Genomic DNA, 25,228 nt, shown 5'->3' with positions numbered 1-25,228 from the left:
TGCCTCAAGCGCCCCCGAAACCATGATTATACGGTGGGATTTCCAAAAACTCTGCGAAGTGTTGTTTCAAACCAACTCAAAAAAGTATATAATTATCTAAATATTTCACTCCCAGAAATCAAATAATTGTATTTGAGCGGATTTGCATTGGTACAGATAAATTTTCTTGAACTTTATGCAAGAACAATTAACAATTTTTTTTGCCACACTTCCTGTATCTTCCGCCGTTGGCTGTGACGCGCTGCGGGAGTTGCGACTGTACGCTGTTTTTGACTCGCTGACGGCTCTGGCTTATTGCTCTGTGGCGCCATCTTTAGTCTATTTTACCCGCCAAGGTTCTCGCAGCAAGATTGGACGGCTGTTTGCTGTTGGTCTTTTTGCCTGCGGCGCTGCTCAATTGATGCAAGTTTGGATGCTTTGGCATTCTATTTATTGGTGGTCTGTAACTCTCAAAGCTGCAACTGCAGTAATTTTTTTATTGTTAGCCGCAGCGACGATCGCTATGATGCCGAAAGCACTGACTCAATCAACCTTAAATAAAACAAAAAATCTTCAAAAAATGCTGTTCAAACAAGTAGAAGAAAATTACGAAAACCCAGATATCCATACAGGAGAATTTGCCAAACAATCGATCGCGCTGGCCGATCCCGAAACCATTGTCAATTCGCTTAACGAACAGTTAGAAAAAGAAATTGCCGATCGCCACCGGGTTGAGGAAAAGTGGCAGTTGGCTCAATTTGCGATCGACCGATCGGCAGATGCGGTATTCTGGATCGGAGCCGACGGTAAATTTGTATACGTCAACGACGCGGCTTGCTCTTCCTTGGGATATTCTGCCGAAGAATTGCTCGACCTAACTATACATGACATCAATCCCGATTTTCCAGAAACTGCTTGGAGTTTGCACTGGAAAGTCTTAAAAAGGTGCGGCTCTGTTAATATTGAAGTTCACCACCTCACTAAGTACGGTCGCATTTTTCCGGTGGAAATTACGATCGACCATTTGGAATTTAACGGTAAAGAATATCAGTGCGCCTTTGCTCGCGACATTAGCGAACGCAAGCGGATTGAGGCAGCTTTGCGGGAAAGGGAAGAAGAATTTAGATCCTTAGTTTCTAACATTCCCGGCGCAGTTTATCGTTGTAGTGCGGCAGGGCGATCGAGCCTAACGTTTATCAGCAGCGGCATAGAAGCTATTTCTGGCTACCCCGCAGCTAACTTTATGATTCAACCGGTGCAGGCTTTTCCTAGTATAGTTCATCCCGATGATGCGGAGGCGATCGAGCAATTTATCGATCGCGCGATTCAGACAAAGCAACCTTACGCGATCGAATATCGCCTGATTCACAGCGACGGAAATGTGCGGTGGGTTGCAGAAAAAGGTCAAGCCATTTTCCACACAGACGGTCAAATATTATCCCTCAACGGCGCTATTTTTGACATCACAGAGCGCAAAGCAGCCGAGGACGCTTTGCGGCTGTCCGAGGCGATCGCCAACAACAGAGCCCAGCAGCTAGAAATCGCTCTCAAAGAACTCCGAGAAACCCAATCTCACCTAATTCATACCGAAAAAATGTCAAGTCTCGGTCAAATGGTAGCGGGAGTGGCTCACGAAATCAACAACCCAGTCAGTTTTATCTACGGCAATATTTCCTACGCCACCCAATACATGAAAGACTTGTTGCAGCTTGTGGAACTTTATCAAACACATTATCCTCAGCCAACAGTAGAAGTTCAAAAATATATTGAAAACATCGATTTAGAATTCCTGAGAGAAGATTTACTAAAAATATTATCTTCAATGAAAATGGGCTCCGATCGGATTCGCGAAATAGTTATGAGTTTGCGAAACTTCTCGCGTTTAGACGACTCCGCAAAGAAGCCGGCCAACATTCACGAAGGTATAGATAACACGCTCCTAATTTTGCATAACAAACTGCGAGCCAGATCCGAATATCCCGAAATTACAATAATTAAAAATTACGGTGAATTACCATTAATTGAATGTTATTCAGGTCAGCTAAATCAGGTATTTATGAATCTGGCGAGCAACAGTATTGACGCGCTAGAAGATGCTTGCAACCAAAAAAGGCGAGCCTCTCCGAGGGCTTCGCTAACGGGCGACAGCGACTGGACACCAACTATTAGTATTCGCACCGAAGCCCTTAACGAAAATAGTATTTGCATCAAAATTGCCGATAATGCGCTCGGCATGACAGAAGACGTTCGCAGCCAATTGTTTGACCCGTTTTTTACCACAAAACCCCTAGGAAAAGGCACAGGTTTAGGGTTATCCATCAGCTACCGAATTATTGTTGAAAAACACGGCGGAACCTTAACCTGTAGTTCAGTTTTGGGTGAGGGGACGGAATTTGCGATCGAGCTTCCTTTGTGAATTAGTCCGACGGAATTATCAAGACTCTGGGAGAAGTTATCTGTCACTATAAATTGCCAAGTGGGCTGTAAAATAATTTCACTTTTCAAGAAAAATCCCAAAATTGGCTATAAATTACCAAGGTAATAATCAACATGGAAATGAGATCGTAAACTCTGTCCCTTCTCCTAATACAGAATTTACCTCGATTGTACCACCGTGTTTCTCAACTACAATCTGCCGTGCGATCGCCAAACCTAATCCCGTGCCTTTCCCCACACCTTTAGTTGTAAATAAGTTGTCAAAAATATGACCTTTTATCTCATCTGATATCCCTAGCCCGTTGTCAGAAATGCGAATTGTAACCCACTCCTTAGACTGTCTTTCTGTGCGAATCGTGATGCACTTGGCTGGGGCTTTAATCTTCTCTAAACTCGCTTCCCGATTTGATTCTTCCAGTGCATCAATGGCATTAGCTAATATATTCATAAACACCTGATTTAATTGTCCGGGGAAGCAATCAACTGATGGCAAGTTCCCGTACTCTTTCACAACTTCAATCGCTGGACGCTGTTCGTTCGCTTTCAATCTGTGTTTGAGAATCAAAATCGTACTGTTAATTCCGTCATGAAGATTGAAAGGAACTTTGTAATCTTTGTCAGCTCGGGAAAAGGTGCGGAGACTGGTGCTGATACCTTGAATGCGATCGCACCCGATTTGCATCGAATTCAACATTTTGGGTAAATCTTCTAAGAGATATTCGATATCGCTCTCTTCAGCTTTTTCTTCAATCTCCTCACCCGGACTGGGAAATTTTTCTTTATAGAGTTGCAAGTATTCTGTAATATCTTTGACGGCGGCGATCGCTTCATGAATATTGCCAGAAATAAATCCAACTGGATTATTAATTTCATGGGCAACCCCGGCCACTAAATTCCCCAACGCCGACATTTTTTCGCTCTGCACTAATTGCAGTTGTGATTGTTCCACCTGATGGGCGTAGTCCTGCGCTTGCTGATACAATCGCGCATTTTCTAAGGAAATGGCAGCCTGAGTGCAGAGGAAGTTGAGGACGAGGAGACGATCGCGAGTAAACACTCCTTTTGTCGAGCTATGTTCGAGATAAAGTATCGCAACTAAGTTCCCGCGATCGAGAATCGGAGTACACAGCATACTCTGAGACTGATACTGGAGCATACAGTCATTCATTAAACCCGGAATATCGGTCTTACCGCCTTCAATAACGACAGTTTGCAGGGTATTTTTGACATAATAAACTAGCTTGAGCGGAATCACCGCCGAGCCATCTAGAGGTTGGGTTTGCAGTAAGGTTGTGGGTAACTCGTTATCTGGATTGATGTGAGTTATTGCCCGGATTTGCCATTCATCCTGATGGGGGAGTAGCAAAGCACAAGTTTCTGCGCCCGAAGTTTTTAAAATAATTTGGTTGAGGGTGGTGAGCAATTCATCAATCTGAATTTTACTGGATAAAGCTTGAGCAGCTTGCACAATAGATGCGAAATCAAGGGCCTCGGAAATACTGGTGCTGCTATTACTGGAAGTCTGCGAAGAGTGGCTAATCGTTGCCAGCGTCTCTAGAGGATTAAAGCGAAGTTGGGGCTGATTCAGGATGGGATGAAGTAACTGCGGATAGCGTTGTTCTAAGTCTTGAACCTTGGCGAGTGCACCCCAACGGGCATAACAGTAATATGCTTCCTGCATATAGCTGGCAGCCACTTTTTCTTTACCCCATTCCCAGTAGAATTTGGCCGCGAGTTCGTTTGCCAACCCTTCCTCTTGAATATAACCGTTTTCCTTAGCTCCTTGAATTGCTAAATCATAAAATTCTAGAGCTTCTGTTTTGCAATTGAGGAGTTGATACTTTTGGGCTTCAACTAAATGATATTTGTGCAAGTAATTCATGGGGCCATAATCTGCCCAGTCTTTTAGCTTGGCTTGATTTTCTAGCATTCGCTGCCATCGCGGCTCTGACTCAGACATCGATTCACCAGGAGTCGCCAGCACGTTCAGAGAATCATAGAAATAGAAGATCGGTTCAACAATACTTCCCATCCCTCCAGCCAAGTAATGTCGCGTTTGAGCGGCATCGTGTTCTGCTTTAGGAAAGTTTTCCAACCAGTAATCCAAGGTGAATCGATACAAGTAGAAGAAGGATAGTCGGTAAAAATCGACTTTGGCCTCATCCAAGACTTTTTCTTCGTATAAATCCTGACGTAGGGGAATCTCTTCCTCTGACTCACCCAAGAGAATTTGAGCCGCCTGCCAGTACGCCAACACACAGTTTGCTGCCGTCAATTGGTTGAGGTCGCACAACTGTTGGTAATAAGCCTGAATTTGCGGTTCGAGTTCAGCCAGCGGTTGACCGTACCAATAAGCATTGAAACAGTACAACTGAGCGTCGTAGCCCATAAATTCTAGATTGCCTGTTTCTAATCCAGCTTGATAGCCATCGAGAAGAATAGGCAGCGTTTCTTGCAGATGGATTGTCCAACAACCCACATATGCCCCCATTAACATGGCGGTTGCAGCTCGAATGTTTTTGGCATCGGGTTCTAAGGCGAGTTGATATCCTAATTGCCCAAACTGAGGCACCATTGTCATGTCGCCCCACAGCATCCTCAGTTGGAAGGCGTAACCCACGTAGCAAAAAGCTGAAACCGGACTATTGCCGAATTGGATGGACAACTTAACCTGCAGCGCCACCACCAGGAAATAAAGCTTGGTGCCGGACATATAACAGACGGGTGTTAGGCGAGCCGCATTTTGCATAATGGCTAATTGCTGAGGGTCACTCATTTTCGGCAGATCAAAGAATGATTCAATAGAGCGACCTTCAATTAAGACATCAATTTCTTCCTTCAACTGCCGAATATCGTCTAGGGTTGGTTCATTTGGTAGGTTTACGCCTAACATTTGGAAGACGGATTGACCGATCGCGATCGCCTCGACAAATTTATTATGGGCGACCAATGCCTGAATTTTAACTTGGTAAACTTGCACCTGTTCTAAAGGTGTTTTCGCATGATGAATCACCGCTTCAATCCACTTGTGCATCTGCTCAAAATCGCCCGCCAAGAAAGCCACCTCGGCAGCTAAGTCGTGCAGGGATAGGGTCATTTCGTAATGCCGTTCCCAAGCGTCTGTTCCCAGCAGTTGCAGGCCCACTGTGGCATATTCGCGAGCGGCTTGATAGGCAGTGGCGGCTCTGGCTTTGTGGCAAGCAGTGAGGTTGAGTTGGGCGAGTTCCTGCCTTTCCTGTTGTTCTACAACCAGTATGGTTCCGTAGTTCAACTGATTGACTAATTCAAAAATGCGTTCTTCTCTGGCTTCTGGTGAAATTTGTTGCAGGAGTAGTTGCCCGATTTGATAATGGGCGATCGCGCGTTCTCCTTCGGGAATCAAAGAATAAGCAGCTTGCTGAACGCGATCGTGCAAGAAACGATAGGCAACGGTTTGAGAAGTCGCTTCAGAAATCGCCTGTTGAGCGCCTACATAAAATTTATAAACTTCACTTTGGGGAATAATCAGCTCTTCCTGTAAAGCTTTCCACAATGCGGTTGCGGTTTCAGTCTCAGAACTCTCGGAAACAATTGCCAATGTTGCCAGATCGAACTGGTTGCCAATACAAGCAGCTAATTTTAAAACTGACTGAGTTGTTGCTGGCATTTTTTGCAACTGCTGCCCCATAAATAGCACCACATCATCAGTGAGCGCTGCCTCTCTCACTTTGCTAATATCGCACTGCCAATGTCCCGATTGCATCTCAAAAGTAATCAATTCATCCTGATGCAATGCTTTGAGAAACTGCGTCGTAAAAAATGGGTTTCCTTGAGTTTTTTGATAGACAAATTCGGTCAGCGTTTGTGCCAAATCAGGATGACAAACTAGCGTATCCGCTACCAATTGATTTAAACTGATTTTATCCAGCGGTGCTAATGTAATAGTGTTGAGTGTGGTTCCTGCTTTCCTCACTTCATCTAGGGTCAACATCAGGGGATGGCCTGGTGATACTTCATTATCCCGATAGGCTCCCAGCAGCAACAGATAACCCAATTGCGACTCATTGACGAGCAATTGCATTAACTTCAGCGATGCCGAATCCGCCCATTGTAAGTCATCCAAAAATATCACCAATGGATGCTCTTTTGTGGTGAAGACAGCAATGAATTTGTGGAAGAGCAAATTAAAAAGATTTTGAGCAGCCATCCCCGATAATTCAGGGGTTGGGGGTTGTGATCCAATAATCAGTTCTAGTTCGGGAATGACTTCAATAATGACTTGTCCGCTGTCACCGAGCGCTTCGAGAATTTGAGTTTTCCATTCTTGGATTTTGGCATCACTTTCACTGAGTAACTGTGCCATAAAATCGCGGAAGGCTTGGACAAATGCCGAGAAGGGAATGTTGCGGTTAAACTGGTCGAATTTGCCTTTGATGAAATAGCCGCGTTGCCGGACAATCGGTTTATGTACCTCGTTGACTACAGCCGTTTTCCCAATTCCGGAGAACCCAGCGACTAGCATTAATTCTGATGTGCCATTTGCGACGCGATCGAAGGCATTCAACAGGGTTTGTACTTCGGTTTCTCGACCATAGAGTTTTTCGGGAATCAGGAAGCGATCGCATACATCCCGCGTTCCTAACTCAAAAGTCTCAATGTTCCCAGTTTCTTGCCACTGCTGCAAACATCGTTCTAAGTCATTCTTCAATCCCAAGGCACTTTGATAGCGCTGTTCGGCATTTTTTGCCATCAACTTCATCACAAGATCCGACACTACCTGCGGGATTTCTTCCGTGTTGATTGAAGGAGGTTTTTTGGCAATATGGCAGTGAACCAACTCCATGGGATCGTCACATTCAAATGGCAGTTTTCCTGTCAGCAGTTCGTAAAAAGTCGCTCCCAGAGAATAAAAGTCGGTGCGGTAGTCTATGCCTCGGTTCATACGTCCGGTTTGTTCGGGAGAAATATAGGCGAGGGTTCCTTCTAAAACGTTGGGATGTTGAATTTCTTGAGTTTCTCTTGGAAGTAGGGAGGCGATGCTAAAGTCTATGAGTTTAATTTGTTTAGTTTCGGGATGTATTAGGACGTTAGCTGGCTTAATATCTTTGTGAATGACTCTGTTTCGGTACAGTCCGTCAAGAATGTCAGTTATTTGAATGGCAATTTCTAAGATTTCTGCTAGAGTCAGCTTCCGTTCTTGGGCGTAGTCTCGTAGGGAAATGCCACCAAAATCCTCCATCACGAGGGCATAGCTGTGGCGATAAGACTCTAAATTGTATGGTTCAACGACTCCCGGCAGACCTAGATTTTTGGCGATGGTGTACTGGTTGCGGAATTGCAGCAGTTCGCTGAAACTGGGATAGTCTCGATTTAATAGTTTAATGACAACCGGCAGCCGATCTGTTTCTCGAATGGCTCGATAAACTACGGTTCTCGAACCACAGTATAATTGCTCAACTAGATGATATCCATAAATTCGGTTTGTCAAATCCACTGCGGTACTCCTCTGGATTACTCCATCTCAGATGACATTGACTCTTGTAACTAATTATACACTTTTATTGATCTAGTCTGATAAAAATAAAACTGCGAAATCCCCAGCCTACAAGCTCTACCGTTTTTATGCTTTTTAACTTTTGAATAAAAAGATGACGCTCTATCAAGATAGTCTGAGAGAGCATCTCTGTCGGAAAGCAGCTAAGCTAGAAATTGGAGTTTTGAGACAGGAGGAAAGAAGAAGAAGAAGCAAGGAGCTAGAAGAAGTGTTTTTATAAATATGAGATGCTCCCGGATAGCAGGAGGCAGGAGACAGGAGACAGGAGACAGGAGGAAAGAGGAAGAAAGAAGGAGTCACAAGAAGTGTTTTTATAAATATGAGATGCTCCCAGACAAATCCCCCCTAGCCTCCCTAATCAAGGTGCGGACAAGAAGTTGCTCTTTCATCCCCCGACAATCATGCAGATGCGAGGGATCTCTCCGGGAATTAACAGCTTAACAATCGCTTATTGAGTTATGATGGGGACGGTTTCAAGCAGCAAGTCAAACTTTCGTCCGCCGAAGATTGACTGGTCGATCGAGGGGTATCCAAAACCCAGGTTTGGTATCAATCAACTGTGAAACGGCACCGTCAACAAAGGCAAAAGTGTTAAAATTAGCCAACCAAAAAACCACTTATTCACCTTTAAAACTAATTCAGGCTCTGCCAACAGCGCCTCTATTCTCTCTCCCAATCTATTTTGCGAACCGACAGCACCAACCACGCAATCTACATCAAAATTTCGGTGCGGATAACTCGCCACTAACAGCAAAGCTTCTGCTAACAATAAACCATCCACTCCCGCCGCCGCCTTGGCATCAGCCCGCAATTCCCGCAGCGTTAATAACTCTTCCCACAAAGCTTGTGTATTCGGCAGCCACACAGTAATTTTTCGCAGCCATCCCAACCAAAAAAACCAGAACGTATCGCGATAATAGTAGTGGGCTTGTTCGTGAGCAATTACTGCTTGCAGGTGAGCCGAGTCGAGGGTTTTTAACAATCCCGTACTGACTGCAAATTCGGTTTTCCAAAAACCAATTATAGCAGAAAAAAAAGCTGGCGTGTTGATAATTTTGACATTAATTCCGGCTATTTTTTTCTGAGGAAAAGTGCGAATTTGCTTTAAAAATAGATAGCCATCTGTCGCTAACTTGACCCACAAAATTGTAGCTACGTTCAAAAAAGTTACAGCTAGCAAATAGCTAAACCATCCGTCCCACAATCTTACCATTTGTCCCTGAGTTCCCATAACAACAACTGCTGTAGCTGTCGCGAGCAACAGCAGCGGAGGAAATAAGAAAAATAAGAGCGATCGCTGCCAGCGACGGGCCCAATTTCCTTGAGGAACAGACCATCTAATTCTCAAAAAACAAGCTGCAACCAACGCGGTAACAATCAGGATTAAGTGCATTATTTTTGCTCCTCCCGGGCTTGGCGGACAGCTTGAATGCGAAGGGAAATTTCTTGTAATTGTTCGACTGTTGCTTGGTCGAGGCTGTCGGCAAATGCTGCTACAATATCGGGATTGCCAACTGCTAGAAACTTCTGCAAGCGATCGTAAGCAAACAGCGATCGGGCTTCTTCGCAAGAAACTAAAGGTTGCCAAGCGAACGTCCGTTCTGTTTTGTCGCAGGCCAGCCAACCCTTCTCTGTCAAGCGGCGCAGCACTGTTGTTACTGAAGCGTAGGCTAATTCGCGATCCGGATCGGCTAAAATGCGATCGTGCACGTCTTTGACTGTAGCAATTTCTAGCTCCCAAACTATATTTAAAATCTCAGCCTCCAAAGGGCCGAGAGAAAGTTGCTTGGGGCGATAATTCGGCAGAGGATTCATGTAATTTTAGATTTGAGGTTTGAGATTTTAGGGATAAGGTAATTAATTATCGATCGACAATACATCATTAAGGCTTTTTATCGACTGTTTCTTTAGAAAGGCTTAATCACTTTGCTATTTATAAGTTTGACAAGCCGTCATTTGACAGTTGCAGCAAAAAGTGTAAAAATCAGGCCGGAATTACCTGAGTTAGTATTTTAAGTATCCCTAAATGAAAAAACAACTAATCTTGGCCTCAACCTTGGCAGGCGCAGCTATTTTGGGCAGCTTTTTGGTGATTGACAGGCATCAAGCCACAGCCGCAGAAACTCAAGAAATCGAAATTAAATTTAGCGCAACGGTAGGCGAAAAATCTTTTAACTGTGGCGAAAGCTACAGCAATTTAGGCACTTCGGCTGCTACCGTTACACCTACAGATTTCCGCTTTTATGTATCCGAAGTTGCTTTAATTGACGGTAGTGGCAAAGCTGTACCGCTGACTCTAAAACAAGACGGCAAATGGCAGCATCAAAATGTGGCTTTGCTAGACTTTGAAAATAAATCCGGTGATTGCGCTAACGGAACAGTCGAAATTCGCGATCGAGTAATCGGCACAATACCCAAAGGCAACTACAAAGGCCTGCAATTCACCCTCGGCGTACCTTTTACCCTCAATCACGAAGACGCAAGTCTAGCAGCTTCTCCCCTCAATTTAACATCCCTGTGGTGGAACTGGCGCGGCGGATACAAATTTCTGAGGATTGACATGAAAAATCACATGGCTGACAAAAACCCCGACGGTAAATCAGGCACAGAAAGCAGCCAAATTGCTCACAACGCAGGCAATCACGGCAGCAGTCACGGTGGCGGATTGCACGGTTTTATGATTCATTTAGGTAGCACGGGATGCAAAGCTGAAGGCAACAATCAAAAGCCGACTAGCTGTGCCAATCCTAACAAATCAAAAGTAATTTTTAGCAACTTTGATTCAACTAAAAATACAGTAATTGCTGACTTGAACTCCCTAGTTTCTCAAACTAATTTAACAGCAAATCAAGCCAATACTCCGCCCGGATGTATGTCGGAACCGAAGGACGGCGACTGCGCCGGAATTATGAAAAACTTAGGTTTGCCATTTGGAGATCAACCTGCTGGGGGACAAACTTTCTTTAAAATTCAGTAAAATAGATATTGATTTCTCTAGGGGCGGGTTTGCCAAAGTCTCTAATACAAATCCTATCACCCGTACCCACGCTTGGGCTGAGATATTATCATCAACCTAGCGAATTCGATCTAGTTGCAACCGACCGTTGTTTAATTATTTACATGAAGGGAAATCGACTGCTAAGTTTAAGTGCGATCGGCATTTTTTCGGGATTGCTAGCAATTAGTTTGAGTGCAGTATTATCCCAGCCAAATTTTAGTTTAGCCACTGCACCGCCTCCAACTTACAATTGGAACATTCCCGCTGGAATACCAAAACCAATTGTACCAGCCGACAACCCAATCAGCCAAGAAAAAGTCGAATTAGGCAGGCATCTTTTCTATGAAAAACGCCTGTCAATCACAGGAAAATTTTCCTGCGCTTCCTGTCACATTCAAGCCAAAGCTTTTACCGACGGAAAAACGCTAGGAGTCGGCGCAACCGGAGAAAAACACCCGCGCAATGCTATGAGTTTAGCTAACATTGGCTACAATGCCGTGCTGACTTGGGCAAACCCGCTACAAAATAAACTCGAATCTCAGCTATTAGTACCTTTGTTTGGCGAACATCCCGTAGAAATGGGAATGGTTGGTAAAGAAGAGGAACTTTTGCTAATATTGCGATCGGATTCGCAATACCAAAAAATGTTTGCGGCAGCTTTTAGTCAACAACCCAACCCTATTGATATTAGCAACTTAGCAAAGGCGATCGCCTCTTTTGAACGCACTTTAATTTCCCTGACTTCTCCCTACGACAGATACCGCTACAGCGGCGACTCCGGCGCGATTTCAGCTTCAGCCAAGCGGGGCGAAGAATTATTTAACAGCGAACGTTTAGAATGCTTTCACTGCCACGGCGGACTAAACTTCTCAGATTCTATTATGCACGATCGCCTAGCTTTCAAAGAAATAGCCTTTCACAATACAGGATTGTACAATCTTGACGGCAAAGGCGCTTATCCGCCCAACAATACTGGAGTATACGAAATCACCAGCGAACCCTCGGACATGGGCAAATTCAAAGCACCAACCCTGCGAAATATTGCTTTGACAGCGCCTTATATGCACGACGGAAGTATCAAAACCTTGCCCGAAGTTATCGGCCACTACAAAGCGGGCGGCAGAACTATTAAAAAAGGAGAATTGGCGGGAATAGGTAGCGAAAATCCGCTCAAAAGTAACTTTGTTTCTGGCTTCAAACTCAACGCGCAAGAACAGCGCGATTTGTTGGCTTTTTTGCACAGTTTAACAGATGAAAAATTTATCACAAATTCTGCTTTTAGCCACCCATTCGTTCGTAGTGAAGACTTTAGTCCTTAAATTTTTAGGAGGATTTTAGCCCTCACTACGAACCTATTTTATTCGCCGTAGCCGCCAGTAACCTTACCCCGAAATACAATGTAATTGTAGATGTTGTAAAAAATCATGATCGGGATCAAAAAGCCAATGAACACAATCATAAACACCAGGGCGCTGGGGGAAGCTGCGGCTTGGTAAATCGTAATTTTGGTCGGAATAATGTACGGAAAAACAATCAATCCCAAGCCAATAAAACTTAGCAAAAAAATTAATATTGTCCACACAAACGGCGTTTTTTCTTCTTTTTTTGCTAGGCTTTTTAGCAGCATTCCTACCAGTAGCAATCCCACCAAAGGAATAGCCACAAATACATAAACGAGCGGTTTCTCGAACAACCTGGATCTAGCACTTTCGTAAAAAATCGGAGTGGCAATTGTAATTAAAACTGCTCCGATTAAAGTCGTCACCGCCGCAATTTTAGCAGTGCGATAGTGATTTGTTTGCAGTTCTCCGTCAGTCTTCATAATTAGATAGGTGGAACCGATCAAAACATAGCCTTGAACCAGCGTCAAAGCTACCAAGATCGATCGCCAATCCAGCCAATCCCAAGTTGTCCCCACAAAATGCCCGGCCTCATCCACCGCAATGCCTTCAAGCACCGCACCGAGGGCAAATCCTTGAGCTAAAGCAGCCAAAAAACTGCCGACCCCAAAAGCATAATTCCAAAATTTTTTCCGGTTAGAATGCTCCCGAAATTCAAAGGCGACAGCCCGAAATATCAAACCAAAAAGCATCATGCAAATCGGTATGTACAAAGCAGTTAAAATCGTGCCGTAAGCGAGGGGAAATGCCCCAAACAAAGCGCCTCCCATTAAAACCAGCCAAGTTTCGTTAGCATCCCAAACGTTGCCCAGACTGGTCATTAAAATGCCCCTGCGTTCCTCATCGTCAGCAGTCAAAGACAAGATTCCCACTCCCAAATCAAAACCGTCTAGCATGATGTAAAGGAGTAGAAATAAAGCCAAGACTACAAACCAAACTTGCGGGAGAAAATGCTCCAAAGCTTGCATAAAATCTCCTATTGTTGTGCTTCTGCTGGACGTTGATTGGGAATATGTTCTGCGGGTTGAGTTTCGATGGCGGGTTCATTCTCTAATCCCGGCACAGGTAGATTTAAATTCGGCCCTTTGCGGATAATTCTGCTGCCGAAATACATCGCACAAACAAACAAAAAGCTGTAGATAACGGCAAAGAAAGTGAGGGAAGTTAAAACATTGCTAGCGGGGATTGCCGATACACCATCAGCAGTGCGAATTTGCCCGTATAAAACCCAGGGCTGTCTGCCGACACAGCGCACTATCCAACCGGATTCTACAGCAATATATCCCAGCGGCGCAGCTAATACCCAAGCGCGCATCAGCCAAGCTTGATTGCTAATATTTTCGGGCAAAAGTTTGCCTCGCAGCCACTGAATTATACTGAATAGCATCAATCCTAGAAAGAAGAATCCAATCCCGGACATGATGCGGAAAGAATAGTAGATTAAACCCACCATCCGGGGTCTATCTTCGGGCTTCCATTCTTTTAAGCCGAGAACTGGTTCGGATAGTTTTTGCTTGAATTCCAGAACGTATCCTAAGCCATTGGGAATCTTAATTTCCCAGTCATTTTTTTGAGCTTTTTCGTTAGGTAAAGCCAGCAAAGTCCAATCGGCTGACTCTCCGGCTGGGGAGGTTTCCCACTTAGCTTCAATCGCAGCTAATTTAGTGGGTTGATAGTGATAAACTTGTTCGGCGCTCAAATGTCCGATGAATATCTGCAAAGGTGCAACGGCGATTGCTGTGGCTATGGCAATTTTTAATGATTTGGAAAAAAAGGCTTGGTTGCGCTTGTTAAGAATGTACCAAGCGCTAATGCCGCCAATTACAAACAGTGAAGTTTCTAACGTCGCAAAAAACATATGCAAAATGCTGTTTAATGCGAAGGGGTTCATAATTGCTTGAAAGTAATCGCTGACAATAAATTTGCCGTTGACCATTTCTCCGCCCGCTGGAGTTTGCAGCCAAGAGTTGGCGACTAAAATCCAGACTGTGGAAAGGTTTGCGCCGAAGGCTACCATGATTGTAGCGAAATAATGGACGATCGGGTGAACGCGCTCCCAACCGAACAACATAATTCCTAAAAAGCCTGCTTCTAGCATAAATGCCATTGAAGCTTCAAAGCCTAAAATGCTGCCAAAAAAGTCACCAACAGCTTCCGAAAATGGGGCCCAGTTCGTGCCAAATTGAAATTCCATCGGAATCCCGGAAGCTACGCCAATGCCGAAGTTGAGGACGTAGAGTTTCGACCAAAAACGAGCGTGGTGGTAGTAGTCAGGATTGCGAGTTTTTAGCCACATTCCTTCAACAATTACTAGATAAATTCCCATTCCAGTAGTCAGAACTGGCCATAGCATATGGAATATTGCCGTTAGCGCAAATTGCATCCGCGATAGCGCGACGGTGTTTGATAAGATATCCATTGTTATATCCTTTAGTCAGTTCAAGAGAGGTTAGTTTGAACAATTTCCAGAATTGACGCTGGTTATAATGTAATGTAAAAATTTGTGATATTTTGTAGGGTTGGCAATTTTTAAGGTTTTATACAGATTTGATCCGAATGATTTAACCGCAGATAACGCAGAGAAAGAGAAGAGAAGAGAAGAGAGAGACGAATAATTCTGATGAAGAGCGTATATGATATTACCGAAGGTTGGGTGGGGGCGGGTTTATGAGATTGTGGGTTTTAGGCGTTTATTGGCAGGTTTACCCGCCCCTACAAGATTTATGTTCGGTGATGGAAAGATGATCTTAGCGAACCGTGACAGTATAATTAAATTCAAATGGTTTAAAATTAGCTTTGTTTTTGGCTGTTCCGCTCAATTCAAGTTCGTAAATACCAGCTTTTGGAAATACGATATCGGTGCCCGGAATGCCTTGATATTTCTCCGCAGATACTGCTTTTAAAGGCGGCTGCATCAGGGGCTTGTCCCCCTCTTTGTGCTGTTTGGGATAAACTGCTAATTTGCAGTTACACTGCTCTAGTGGGATAATTTGACCGCCCCTGCGAGTCAGGGAAAACCAAACTCTGGCGGTTTCTCCGGCGCGGGGGTTGTGGTTGGGTTCTAGGTGAAAGGTAGCAGCAACATCGCCGGAAACTTCGACTTCGTGGGCAAAAACTGAAGTTGCATTCAAGTGTGGGGCTGTGGGAATTGCTGCTTCAATTAGCAATCCTAAAAAAACTAATATTCCCAAAATTTTATTTTGGTTTGACAGGCGAAACATAGAAATTCTCCAGTGATAAAATTGACCAAAATAAGCGCGATCGCACGCACAAAACTAACACTGCAACTACGGCTAAAACGGCGGTCAGCAGTTGATTGTGCAACTTCCATTCAAAGCCGCCGAGATAGTGGGAACCGATGAGGGCTGCGTGGATGGCGGACAGCAAAAAAGCGGGGACGGTTAACAGGTGAATTCGCCGCCACAGTTGGCCTAAATAATGTTGAAGGCGATCGACACTTGTTACCGCTGCAGGTACCATTAACAGCAGCGCCGTCATCCCAGCTAGGATTCCCAACTGATGCTGCGGCAACATGAAAGACACGGCATCAAAATTCCACTTCAGCGTATGATCCAGCATATGAAAGGTGTGGGCAAGGGCGATCGCGATCGCACCCACACCCAAAGCGCGCCGGTAACGCAGCAGTGCCGGCAAAAACTTGCTAACGGGACGCGCCAACAGTGCTAGCATCAAGCACAGCAGCGCTGCGTGGCCTGTAAAATCGACCATTTCGTCGGTTCGCAGCAAGGTAAGAATCCCGATCGAAATTGTCACCCATCCGCCCATCCGAAACAGTTGACTTTGTTTGTGGGCGCTCAACCTGCCGGCAAAAAAACCTACTCCCAGCATGGTTGGTAGGGTTCCCAGTCCAAAAGCCAACATCGTCGCCGCACCCAAAACCGGATTTCCCGTTTGGGCGGCTTTAATCTGGGCGGCGTAGAGGAAACCGCAGGGAATTAAACCCCAAAGCAAGCCCAAAGCCACGGGCACCCACCATTTTTTTTGCGTCGAAAGCTTGTTCATGGCTTGTGCGACTCGATCGTGCGACATTGGGTGCAACAGTGGTAATCTGGGCAGCAAACCCGGTTTGATTTGGACTACTCCGAACCAAACCAGCATTGTACCTGTCAGAAGTGCGATCGCCCGCCGCAATCCGCTACCGGTACCGGCCATTTGTCCGCCAGCAATTAATGCTGAACCCAGTCCGCCAATGGCGGCACCAACCACAGCGTAGGCCGCAATTCTCCCTAAATTCAGCAGCAAATGAAAGCGGAAAGTCGCTAATTTTTCGTTGCGGGAATTGGAGAGAGAAAACGCCACTGTCAGCGGGCCACACATTCCCGCGCAGTGACCGAAACTGCCGAGAAATCCCAAAGTGCTAATTAGCAGCAGGTCTAGCATTTTGCTGGTTTTTCCCTAAATAAGGCGATCGAGATATTGACAATATTTTTTGACCTCGTACAAATTTTGCTCTCAGTCGATCGCTTTTGTCAAAAGACAGGCTGTCAAACTTCTAATAACAATTTCATAAAGTAGCGCTAGATATTACACCCCCCAACCCCCCCGATGCTTTGGGGGACTAAGACTTCATCAGCACATTTTTAGAAAAATGTTATAACTGTACTTTTGTGATAACCGCTATATTGACTAATCACTAATCACTAGCCTTCAACTTCGCGAGCAGCTAAAATGACTAATGACTAACAACCAATAACCAATAACCAATAACTAATAACTACTGACTACTGACTACTGACTACTGACTAATAATTATTTTTGTTCTGGATGCGCGGCCGCCGGCGAAGCTGAACCCATTTGATTGATAGCAGCAATTAGCTGATAAAGCCGCCCCAAATTCCGCTGGTTGAAATGCAAAGTCAGGCGCGGTAGATCGAAAGTTGGATCTCCTATTTCTGGAGCCAAAGCTTGACTTTTTGCGATTTTTCCGGTGACAACAATATCGCTAAAATCAGTATTTAGCCGATCGACATTTTCCTCAGAAAGCTCAGTTTTCAAGCGAATTACCAGTTGTTCGCGCACGTAGCGGCAGGAGTGATAAACTAGATAAAAACTTGCGATCGCCTCGCAAGCTACATTTACATCGTCTGTAATCGTGTAGAGACTGCGATCGTCAGCAGAAATCAAACCCCGGCCACCCAATTGTTTTTGCACAAAATTATTCCAATCAAGCCAGTAATCTCCTCCGGGTCGATCGATCAATATTACAGGAGCAGGCCCGAATTTGCCGGTTTGAGTCAAAGTCAGACACTCAAAAGCCTCGTCGAGAGTGCCGAAACCGCCCGGAAACAAAGCTAAAGCATCGCTTTCCCGCAGAAAAAATAACTTGCGAGTGAAGAAATATTTAAAATTGAGCAACTTGGAGTCGCCGGCAATAAAAGGATTGGAATCTTGCTCGAAAGGTAACTGAATGTTGAGCCCGAAAGAACGTTCAGCAGTCGCCCCCTCATTCGCCGCCTGCATGATTCCGCCGCCGCCGCCAGTAATCACCATAAATCCCTGCTGGGCGATCGCCCGTGCAAAATCTCTCGCTATCAAATATTCCGGCGATTTTGGGGATACCCTCGCCGAACCAAAAATCGCGATTTTGCGAACGTGGAGGTAAGGATAAAACAGGGAGAAAGCTTTTTCCATATCTCGCAGAGACGACGAGATAATTTTCCAGTCCAGGCGATCGAGCTCCTCTCCTGCCATTTGCACTATAGTCGAGAGCGATCGTTCGATCCACTCTGAGTGCTTCAACATTGGTAGGCGATCGATCAAATCGAGCGCATCAGCTTGGAGGGACTCAAAACCTTGACTTGAAGGAACCATGAACTTTTCTGAAATGGTAACAATTTATTGCTAAAAAAAATTAAGGGGCAAGCCAAATTTAGAAGTTAATAGCCACCAGCAAATTGCCCTGCTGACAACTAATAACTTTTCTACTAGCTTTGCCCCCGTTCTGAAGCTGCGGCTTTCGCTGCCCAAAAAAACAGTGCCACACTGCTCGGAGTTGGGCGAAACTTACTTTTTGCACCATTCTCGCTTAACAGGCTGTATGCCCTGTTAAGCGAGATATCGAATTTCTTGTGGGGTGGGCAGTTTCAGCAACCCGCTCTTGAAAAACTTATTGGCAATGGTGCAATATGTTGGGTTAAATGTACTTTTCCAGAGTGTTGGCCAGAGTAGTTTTCGGAACTGCCCCAACCACCATATCAACCCGCTGACCGCCCTTAAATATCATCAGCGTCGGAATGCTGCGGATACCGTATTGGCTGGCGACGTTAGGGTTTTCGTCGGTATTAACTTTTACTACCTTCACTTGCCCTTCATATTGGTTGGCAATTTCCTCTACGACGGGTGCCACCATGCGACAGGGCCCGCACCAAGGAGCCCAAAAATCCACTAGAACTGGAACTTCGCTATCGAGCACTTCCTGCTTAAAGGTAGAGTCGGTTACTTGCGCGGCTGCTGACATCCCTAGCCATCCTTGTAAATACTATTTCTTTGTTAACAAGTTTAGCAAATAGTGTTACCACTTGCATGACCGATTTTAACAGAACGAAGTTTGGCAACCAATGTTGTAACGGATGTAACCGATTGAACGGATTGATGTTAAGGGCGCAAGACATTCGTGCTGGGGCGATCGAGCAAAACCGAGCATGAAAAATACTTTTTTCGCTCAAAACTGAAAAGTCATCAAATCCCGTAGCATCCCAAATACGAGGGTGGCTTCGCCTCCGGCCGCCATTTTGGTGATGGTAATCGATCGGACATCAGAACAGCCCTCCCCAATCTCCCCCAAAATTGGGAGCAAACAGCCTTAACCCCTTAGCCAGTAAGCAAACAAGAGCGCCGGCACTAAAAAAGGAACCGCCCGAACAGTAGTCCGGGCGGAGTGTGGTGTGAGGAGTGAACGGAAACTTTTGTCTCCGCTTCCTCTATTGTGACATCTCCTTTTGGATAATTCCACAAAAATTCTGTAAATTTTGAGACTCTTGAACAAATTTTGTCAAGATATCCTGGAATTCGATCGGTAAATCTACTTACCCATGCCCAACTGCTGAGCTTTTTGATAGACTTTACCCTCAGTCAGCAGAGAAGGAGCAATCACCACTTCCACTTGCTGCATCTCCTTAATATTTTTCGCACCCAGAGTTCCCATGCTAGTTTTGAGAGCTCCGAGCAAGTTGTGCGTACCATCATCTAGCAGCGCAGGCCCCCGCAAAATTTGCTCCGCAGTACCCGTAGTCCCGACACGAATCCGAGTACCCCGCGGCAAAACAGGGCTCGGAGTCGCCATCCCCCAGTGGAAGCCCCGGCCTGGAGCTTCAGCAGCCCTAGCAAAGGGCGAACCAATCATCACTCCATCGGCACCGCAAGCAATGCACTTGCAGATATCGCCGCCGGTAATTAAACCACCGTCAGCAATCACCGACACGTATTTGCCAGTTTCGCGATAGTAGTCGTCCCGCGCGGCGGCGCAGTCTGCTACCGCTGTGGCTTGAGGAACGCCGACACCCAATACGCCCCGAGACGTGCAAGCAGCTCCCGGCCCGATGCCCACGAGAATGCCTGCAGCGCCAGTTTTCATTAAATTCATGGCGACTTCGTAGGTCACGCAGTTGCCCAAAATTACGGGTATTGGCATCTCTTGACAGAACTGGGTCAAGTCTAAGGAGGCGATCGACTCAGGGGAAAGAAAAGCCGTCGAGACTACAGTCGCTTGCACAAAAAATATATCTGCTCCCGATTTAGCAACCGCCTGGCCGTATTTGCTCGCGGCAGCAGGTGTACCGCTGACAGCAGCAATCCCTCCTCCAGCTTTAATTTCTTTAATTCTGAGCTCGATTAATTCGGGCTTAATGGGTTCTGCATAGAGTTGCTGCATCAGGGAAACAAATTCGTGGTTCCCAACAGAAGCGATCCGCTCTAAAATTGGTTGGGGGTCGGCATAGCGCGTTTGAATTCCTTCTAGGTTGAGAACGCCCATTGCTCCCAATTCCGACAGCAAAATGGCCATCCGCACATCGACTACTCCATCCATGGCGCTAGCAATGATTGGGATTTCTCGATCGATCCCGCCAATCTGCCACTTGGTATCTGCCAAACTCGGATCGAGAGTGCGCTGTCCCGGTACCAGCGCGATTTCATCTATGCCGTAAGCTCGGCGAGCGCTTTTGCCCCGCCCAATTTCAATATTCACGCTGTTTCACTTCCACAATGTATTTAAATTAGATTAACAAAATCGTAGCCTGCTTGAGGGTAGCGATCGCGCGAGTGTGTTAAAAAAAGTTCGGCACTAATTCTGACTCTATGGAATCCCAGGAAATACTTTTTATCAGCAACGGCCACGGAGAAGATGCGATCAACTGTCAAATAGTCCAAGCTTTGAGAGCATCAGGCGCGGATGTTGACGTGGCTGCGATACCGATTGTAGGCGACGGGGCTGCTTACGGGCGATCGGGCGTACCAATTATCGGGCCCACAAGTCCCATGCCATCTGGCGGAGTTTTTTACATGAATCCCCTGTTTTTCCTCAAAGATGTGAGGGCGGGGCTAGTTCGTTTGACTTTACAGCAACTCAAGGCTACTAGGAAGCATTCTCCGTGCTGCGATTTGGTAGTGACGACTGGAGATATTGTCGCGGCGGGGTTCGCCCATGCCACAGGTCGGCCCTATATAATTTTTCTGTCAGCTCATTCTACTTATTACGAAGGGCTAGCCGATTTGGGTTTTTTCTTGAATTATTTGCTTTCCTCCGAGCAATGTCTAGCTATTTTCACGAGGGACGCATTGACTGCTGCGGACTTAAACCGACAGGGTTTCGAGAAAGCCATATTTGTCGGCAATCCTGTCATGGACAACCTCAGTCCTGCAGGCAAAGATTTGCAGTTAAAAGCCGGAGTTAGGACGATCGCGCTTCTCCCCGGTTCGCGCCTCCCCGAAGCCAGCGACAACCTAATTTTGCTGCTGGAATTAGTCAAAGAAATTGCTGCCACTGCTTCGCAATCGGTGCAGTTTCGGGCCGCATTAGTTCCGAGTCTAATGCTCGAATTAGATAATATTGCAGCACAAGCCGGATGGCTGCACCGAGAAGGAAAGCTAACTTTTCCAGGAATCAAACAGCAGGGTAGCGAAGAAGCACAAACCGTGGAAGTAATTTGTTATTCAGATACTTTCGCCGACATTGTGCAGCAGTCGAATTTAGTAATCGGGATGACAGGAAGTGCGATCGAACAAGCAGTAGGCTTAGGGAAACCCGTAATTACCATCCCCGGAAACGGCCCATCATTTACCTATCGGTTTGCAGAGGCTCAAAGTCGGCTTTTAGGTGGTTCCGTACAAGTTATTGGCACAGAAACAGCAACACTTGACATTATTAAAGAAGCTGCCGCTTCAGTCGAGCGCACATTTCAAGACAAAAAATATTTAGAAAATTGCGTAAAAAATGGCTTAGAAAGAATGGGCGCACCAGGAGGCAGCCTCAAAATTGCTAATTACATCGCAAAATATCTAAAATAAATTGTTACCACAATCCTGCACGCATAAAACCTCCACAACCGAATTCTTGTCATTTCTACAAACTGTGACAAATGTTCTAGCCTAAGATGACTCGGCGGTTAAAACCGCGTCTGCACTTTGGTATCAGTTAGCATCAGCATCATTCAATTCTCTTTTCTTTCTCAGCGTCCTCTGCGTCCTCTGCGGTTTAATCAAATCCTCTATTATAATAAACAAGCTGAAAACCCTGTGACTTCATTCCGGGGATGAAAGGTCGCGGGAGGCTTTAGCCTCAAGCGTAAGCTTCCTGTTTCATCATTGTAAATTTTTTTGACTGATCGAACAATCTTACGTCAAACGATATAAGATAAAAGCGGGAGGTAAAGCCATGTTAGTTTTTGAGTTTAAATCAAACGGCAAGCAGAATCAGTACAACGCAGTAGATGAAGCAATTCGTACCGCTCAATTCATCCGCAATAGCTGTTTGCGATATTGGATGGATCATAAAAAAGTGAGTCGGCACGACTTGAATAAATACTGCGCTGTACTGGCTCGCGACTTTCCTTTTGCCTCGGAACTAAACTCAATGGCTCGACAATCGAGCGCAGAGCGAGCATGGTCTGCTATCTCCCGGTTTTACGACAACTGCAAGAAGAATGTCCCAGGTAAAAAAGGATATCCCAATTTTCAGAAAGATTGTCGTTCCGTGGAATACAAAACGTCAGGATGGAAGCTTGCAGATGATAGAAAATCGATAACTTTTACCGACAAAAAAGGGATTGGGAAATTAAAGCTCAAAGGTACACGCGACCTGCACTTCTACCAAATCAATCAAATAAAAAGGGTAAGATTGGTTAAACGTGCTGATGGCGTGTACATCCAATTCTGTGTGGATGTTAACAGAAAAGAAAACACAGAACCGAATGGTACTACAATCGGATTAGACGTAGGTTTGAAAGAATATTACACCGACTCGAACGGAACTACGGTGGAAAATCCGAGGTTTCTGATCAAAGGTGATCAAGTTCTTAAACGCGCTCAACGCCGCGTATCCAGAAAAGTTAAAGGTTCAAATAACAGGGGCAAGGCTAGGCAGATTCTAGGCAAACGCCACCTCAAAATAAGTAGGCAGCGCAAAGACCATGCAATAAAACTTGCAAGGTGCGTAATCTCATCAAACGATGTAGTCGTCTACGAAGATTTGAGAATCAAAAACATGGTGAAGAATCATTGCTTAGCCAAGTCTATTAACGACGCTTCTTGGTATCAATTTCGTGTTTGGCTTGAATACTTCGGAAAAGTGTTGGAGCGCGTGACGGTGGCGGTAAATCCGCAATATACCAGCCAAGAATGCTCTAGCTGTGGTGTAATTGTCAAGAAAACGCTATCTACAAGAACGCACGTTTGTAAGTGCGGTTGTATTTTAGCTCGTGACGAAAATGCAGCTAGAAACATCCTAAGTCGGGGATTGGGTACGATAGGGCATATCGGAACCTTTGGTCTTGAGCCAAGCAACGCTTTAGGAGAGTTGACCTCTACTGTCGCTGGAGAAATCCTGCCTCAGCAAGTCGGCTCGTAGATTAAAGAATCTCCGTGCGTTCACGCCGGAGAGTGTCAATTCAGCAACTCCGAAACAGTCTTAAATGAGTAACCTTTCGACTGCAAAGTCTTGACAATTATCTCAGTAGCTGCTACCGTTTTCGAGCGATCGCCCCCGCCGTCGTGCATCACCACAATCGAACCCGGTCGCACATTATTAATCACCTGATTTGCAATATCATCTACCGTGTGAGTTTTCTCATAATCTTGAGAATCCACATCCCACATAATCAATTTTTTGTGCATTTGGGAAATTAAATAAGACAAACCTATAAATCTCCGTCCCCAAGGTGGCCGAAAATTAATACTGTCCTGCTTCACCCCATTTTTCTGCAAAAGCTTGTCAGTTTTTTCGATCTCAGAAACCAAATGTGGCTGGGGTTTAAACATCATATCTTTGTGAGAGTAGGAATGGTTTCCCAACTCATTTCCCCTCGCCACAATCATTGGCACGATTTCTGGATGTTTCTCAATATTGCGACCGACTTCAAAAAAAGTTGCTTTAATTTGATAGCGGTCTAAAATATCTAAAAGCTGATTTGTATACGGAGGAAAAGGGCCGTCGTCGTAGGTAAGGGCAACAACTTTTTCTCCGGTATCGGCGCGGTTAAAACCGAAATAATTGTTAAATTTAGTAACTTTAATCAGCAGCGATGCTGCAAAGACTAATGCTATCGTGAACAGCAGAAACTTTTGTAAATTTTTACCTATTCGCATAGCTGGACAAGGCTCGATCGAGCATTAAAGTGGATTGCAGACAGATTACCACAAATTGCAACGGATGGCATGAAATGATTGGAGATACTTCGGCTTGCTTCGGCTCCCTTCGGCTTCGCTCAAGACAAGACGCTGGCTCACAAGTCGCGAGGGTACAAGTTTGAGATTAAAGAATTGAAAAATGACTTATTCTGTATGGGCTTAAATCGCGGGTAGGCTGGAGCATTTTTGGGACAAACTGGCATTAAGCAGAGGTAGACAAGCGAGCCTAAAACCCAAAGCACTCACCTCTAAAGCTTCTGTGTTCCGAGAAGGGGGAGAATTAGACCGAGCCATAGCACCATGCAGCCCTAGAAATACTCGATCGCTCCAACAAATTAAACCGAGCCGAAGCTTGCTATCAACTAGCTCTGACAGAACAATAACTTGGTAACACCGATAGAACCCAAGAAAAATCCGATCGCACTATTAAACTGTTCAGCCCAATGAATGCCAGCAAAAAAGTAGAAAAGGTACAGTTAGCTCGCACCAAAGATTTACAAAACATACCTAATTAACCGAGAAACAAATCAAAAAAAAGATACAATAAACTCAAACACAACCATAAAAATTATAGACATGAAACTAAAACGATTGGGACACGTAGCCGTCTGCGTGCAAGACATCGAAAAATCTGCTGAATTCTACCGAAATTTGGGGATGGAGTTAGTGTGGAAAGATGCAGACTGGGCTTATTTGAAAGCGGGAGAGGACGGCTTGGCGCTGTTGAGTCCGAGTTACGACCAAGCAGGGCCGCATTTTGGTTTTGTGTTTGACGATCGCACCGAAATGGAATCCGCCTACCAACAGCTTAAATCCGAAGGTGTTTCCGTCACTCAGATTCACGAACACCGTGACGGTACAGCCTCTTTTTATGGTAGAGACCTCGACGGTAACGGTTTTGAGTATCTTTACGAACCCGCCAAAGGATGATTTTAGGGCTTGGGTGGCGATCGGCTATTAAATCCAGATAAGGCGCGCCCCCGACCCACCGTGAAGATTGGTTGCTGTGCAGGGTTTGTA

The 25,228-nt window shown here is 45.3% G+C and carries 19 protein-coding genes; 7 read left to right on the top strand and 12 right to left on the bottom strand.

The window, feature by feature from the left end; all coding sequences use genetic code 11:
* Nucleotides 1-175 precede the first annotated feature (175 nt).
* Complete coding sequence (locus QT998_RS08380) at nucleotides 176-2,395, top strand: PAS domain-containing sensor histidine kinase (RefSeq protein WP_333113772.1); 2,220 nt, start codon at nucleotides 176-178, stop codon at nucleotides 2,393-2,395.
* Nucleotides 2,396-2,524: 129 nt separating this feature from the next.
* Here the strand turns inward: QT998_RS08380 and QT998_RS08375 are convergent, their stop codons facing one another.
* Nucleotides 2,525-7,888 (bottom strand): trifunctional serine/threonine-protein kinase/ATP-binding protein/sensor histidine kinase, encoded by a 5,364-nt coding sequence (locus QT998_RS08375; RefSeq protein WP_333113770.1) that lies wholly within the window; start codon nucleotides 7,886-7,888, stop codon nucleotides 2,525-2,527.
* Between the two features lie 154 nt (nucleotides 7,889-8,042).
* Here QT998_RS08375 and QT998_RS08370 point away from each other — a divergent pair, with 154 nt between their 5' ends.
* Nucleotides 8,043-8,168 (top strand): hypothetical protein, encoded by a 126-nt coding sequence (locus tag QT998_RS08370; RefSeq protein WP_333090171.1) that lies wholly within the window; start codon nucleotides 8,043-8,045, stop codon nucleotides 8,166-8,168.
* Between the two features lie 333 nt (nucleotides 8,169-8,501).
* Here the strand turns inward: QT998_RS08370 and QT998_RS08365 are convergent, their stop codons facing one another.
* Together QT998_RS08365 and QT998_RS08360 are read right to left on the bottom strand one after the other, a co-directional pair.
* Nucleotides 8,502-9,341 carry a M56 family metallopeptidase gene (locus QT998_RS08365; RefSeq protein ID WP_333113769.1) on the bottom strand — a complete coding sequence of 280 codons (840 nt, stop codon included), beginning with the start codon at nucleotides 9,339-9,341 and terminating at the stop codon, nucleotides 8,502-8,504.
* On the bottom strand, nucleotides 9,341-9,763 hold the full coding sequence (locus tag QT998_RS08360) for a BlaI/MecI/CopY family transcriptional regulator (RefSeq protein WP_333090177.1): 423 nt from the start codon (nucleotides 9,761-9,763) through the stop codon (nucleotides 9,341-9,343). The genes QT998_RS08365 and QT998_RS08360 overlap by 1 nt, the downstream gene beginning before the upstream one ends.
* Before the next feature lie 211 nt (nucleotides 9,764-9,974).
* Between QT998_RS08360 and QT998_RS08355 the strand changes: the two genes are divergently transcribed.
* Both QT998_RS08355 and QT998_RS08350 read left to right on the top strand, forming a co-directional pair.
* Nucleotides 9,975-10,925 carry an MbnP family copper-binding protein gene (locus tag QT998_RS08355; RefSeq protein WP_333090180.1) on the top strand — a complete coding sequence of 317 codons (951 nt, stop codon included), beginning with the start codon at nucleotides 9,975-9,977 and terminating at the stop codon, nucleotides 10,923-10,925.
* 143 nt (nucleotides 10,926-11,068) lie between these two features.
* Nucleotides 11,069-12,265: an MbnH family di-heme enzyme gene (locus QT998_RS08350; RefSeq protein WP_333113766.1), complete on the top strand. Its 1,197-nt coding sequence runs from the start codon at nucleotides 11,069-11,071 to the stop codon at nucleotides 12,263-12,265.
* 38 nt (nucleotides 12,266-12,303) lie between these two features.
* Here the strand turns inward: QT998_RS08350 and cydB are convergent, their stop codons facing one another.
* From cydB to QT998_RS08310, 8 genes are all read right to left on the bottom strand, one after another.
* Nucleotides 12,304-13,314 (bottom strand): cytochrome d ubiquinol oxidase subunit II, encoded by a 1,011-nt coding sequence (gene cydB, locus QT998_RS08345; protein ID WP_333090185.1) that lies wholly within the window; start codon nucleotides 13,312-13,314, stop codon nucleotides 12,304-12,306.
* Between the two features lie 8 nt (nucleotides 13,315-13,322).
* Entirely contained in the window at nucleotides 13,323-14,765 is a 1,443-nt protein-coding gene (locus tag QT998_RS08340; RefSeq protein WP_333113764.1) for a cytochrome ubiquinol oxidase subunit I, read from the bottom strand.
* Nucleotides 14,766-15,093: 328 nt separating this feature from the next.
* Nucleotides 15,094-15,567: a hypothetical protein gene (locus QT998_RS08335; protein ID WP_333113761.1), complete on the bottom strand. Its 474-nt coding sequence runs from the start codon at nucleotides 15,565-15,567 to the stop codon at nucleotides 15,094-15,096.
* Nucleotides 15,542-16,747: an urease accessory protein UreH domain-containing protein gene (locus QT998_RS08330; RefSeq protein WP_333113759.1), complete on the bottom strand. Its 1,206-nt coding sequence runs from the start codon at nucleotides 16,745-16,747 to the stop codon at nucleotides 15,542-15,544. The genes QT998_RS08335 and QT998_RS08330 overlap by 26 nt, the downstream gene beginning before the upstream one ends.
* 369 nt (nucleotides 16,748-17,116) lie before the next feature.
* Complete coding sequence (locus tag QT998_RS08325) at nucleotides 17,117-18,178, bottom strand: LOG family protein (protein ID WP_333090195.1); 1,062 nt, start codon at nucleotides 18,176-18,178, stop codon at nucleotides 17,117-17,119.
* A 322-nt stretch (nucleotides 18,179-18,500) separates the two neighbouring features.
* Nucleotides 18,501-18,824 carry a thioredoxin gene (gene trxA / locus QT998_RS08320; protein WP_194011591.1) on the bottom strand — a complete coding sequence of 108 codons (324 nt, stop codon included), beginning with the start codon at nucleotides 18,822-18,824 and terminating at the stop codon, nucleotides 18,501-18,503.
* 204 nt (nucleotides 18,825-19,028) lie between these two features.
* On the bottom strand, nucleotides 19,029-19,163 hold the full coding sequence (locus QT998_RS08315; RefSeq protein ID WP_333090199.1) for a hypothetical protein: 135 nt from the start codon (nucleotides 19,161-19,163) through the stop codon (nucleotides 19,029-19,031).
* Between the two features lie 225 nt (nucleotides 19,164-19,388).
* The gene (locus tag QT998_RS08310; protein ID WP_333090202.1) at nucleotides 19,389-20,552 is read right to left on the bottom strand and encodes a GuaB3 family IMP dehydrogenase-related protein; all 1,164 of its coding nucleotides are present in this window, start codon (nucleotides 20,550-20,552) and stop codon (nucleotides 19,389-19,391) included.
* Nucleotides 20,553-20,662: 110 nt separating this feature from the next.
* On the opposite strand from QT998_RS08310, the gene QT998_RS08305 reads away from it, so the two are divergent.
* Together QT998_RS08305 and QT998_RS08300 are read left to right on the top strand one after the other, a co-directional pair.
* Nucleotides 20,663-21,871 carry a lipid-A-disaccharide synthase-related protein gene (locus QT998_RS08305; RefSeq protein WP_333113756.1) on the top strand — a complete coding sequence of 403 codons (1,209 nt, stop codon included), beginning with the start codon at nucleotides 20,663-20,665 and terminating at the stop codon, nucleotides 21,869-21,871.
* A gap of 367 nt (nucleotides 21,872-22,238) precedes the next feature.
* Nucleotides 22,239-23,429, top strand: a complete 1,191-nt coding sequence (locus tag QT998_RS08300; protein WP_333113754.1) for an RNA-guided endonuclease InsQ/TnpB family protein — start codon at nucleotides 22,239-22,241, stop codon at nucleotides 23,427-23,429.
* 35 nt (nucleotides 23,430-23,464) lie between these two features.
* Here QT998_RS08300 and QT998_RS08295 read toward each other — a convergent pair whose 3' ends face one another.
* Entirely contained in the window at nucleotides 23,465-24,166 is a 702-nt protein-coding gene (locus tag QT998_RS08295) for a polysaccharide deacetylase family protein (protein WP_333113751.1), read from the bottom strand.
* Between the two features lie 618 nt (nucleotides 24,167-24,784).
* Between QT998_RS08295 and QT998_RS08290 the strand changes: the two genes are divergently transcribed.
* Nucleotides 24,785-25,138 (top strand): VOC family protein, encoded by a 354-nt coding sequence (locus QT998_RS08290; protein WP_194011581.1) that lies wholly within the window; start codon nucleotides 24,785-24,787, stop codon nucleotides 25,136-25,138.
* Nucleotides 25,139-25,228 lie beyond the last annotated feature (90 nt).

This window comes from Microcoleus sp. S1D4, assembly GCF_036700765.1.
GTDB lineage: Bacteria > Cyanobacteriota > Cyanobacteriia > Cyanobacteriales > Microcoleaceae > Microcoleus.
This window is presented reverse-complemented; position numbering and strand designations above follow the sequence as displayed.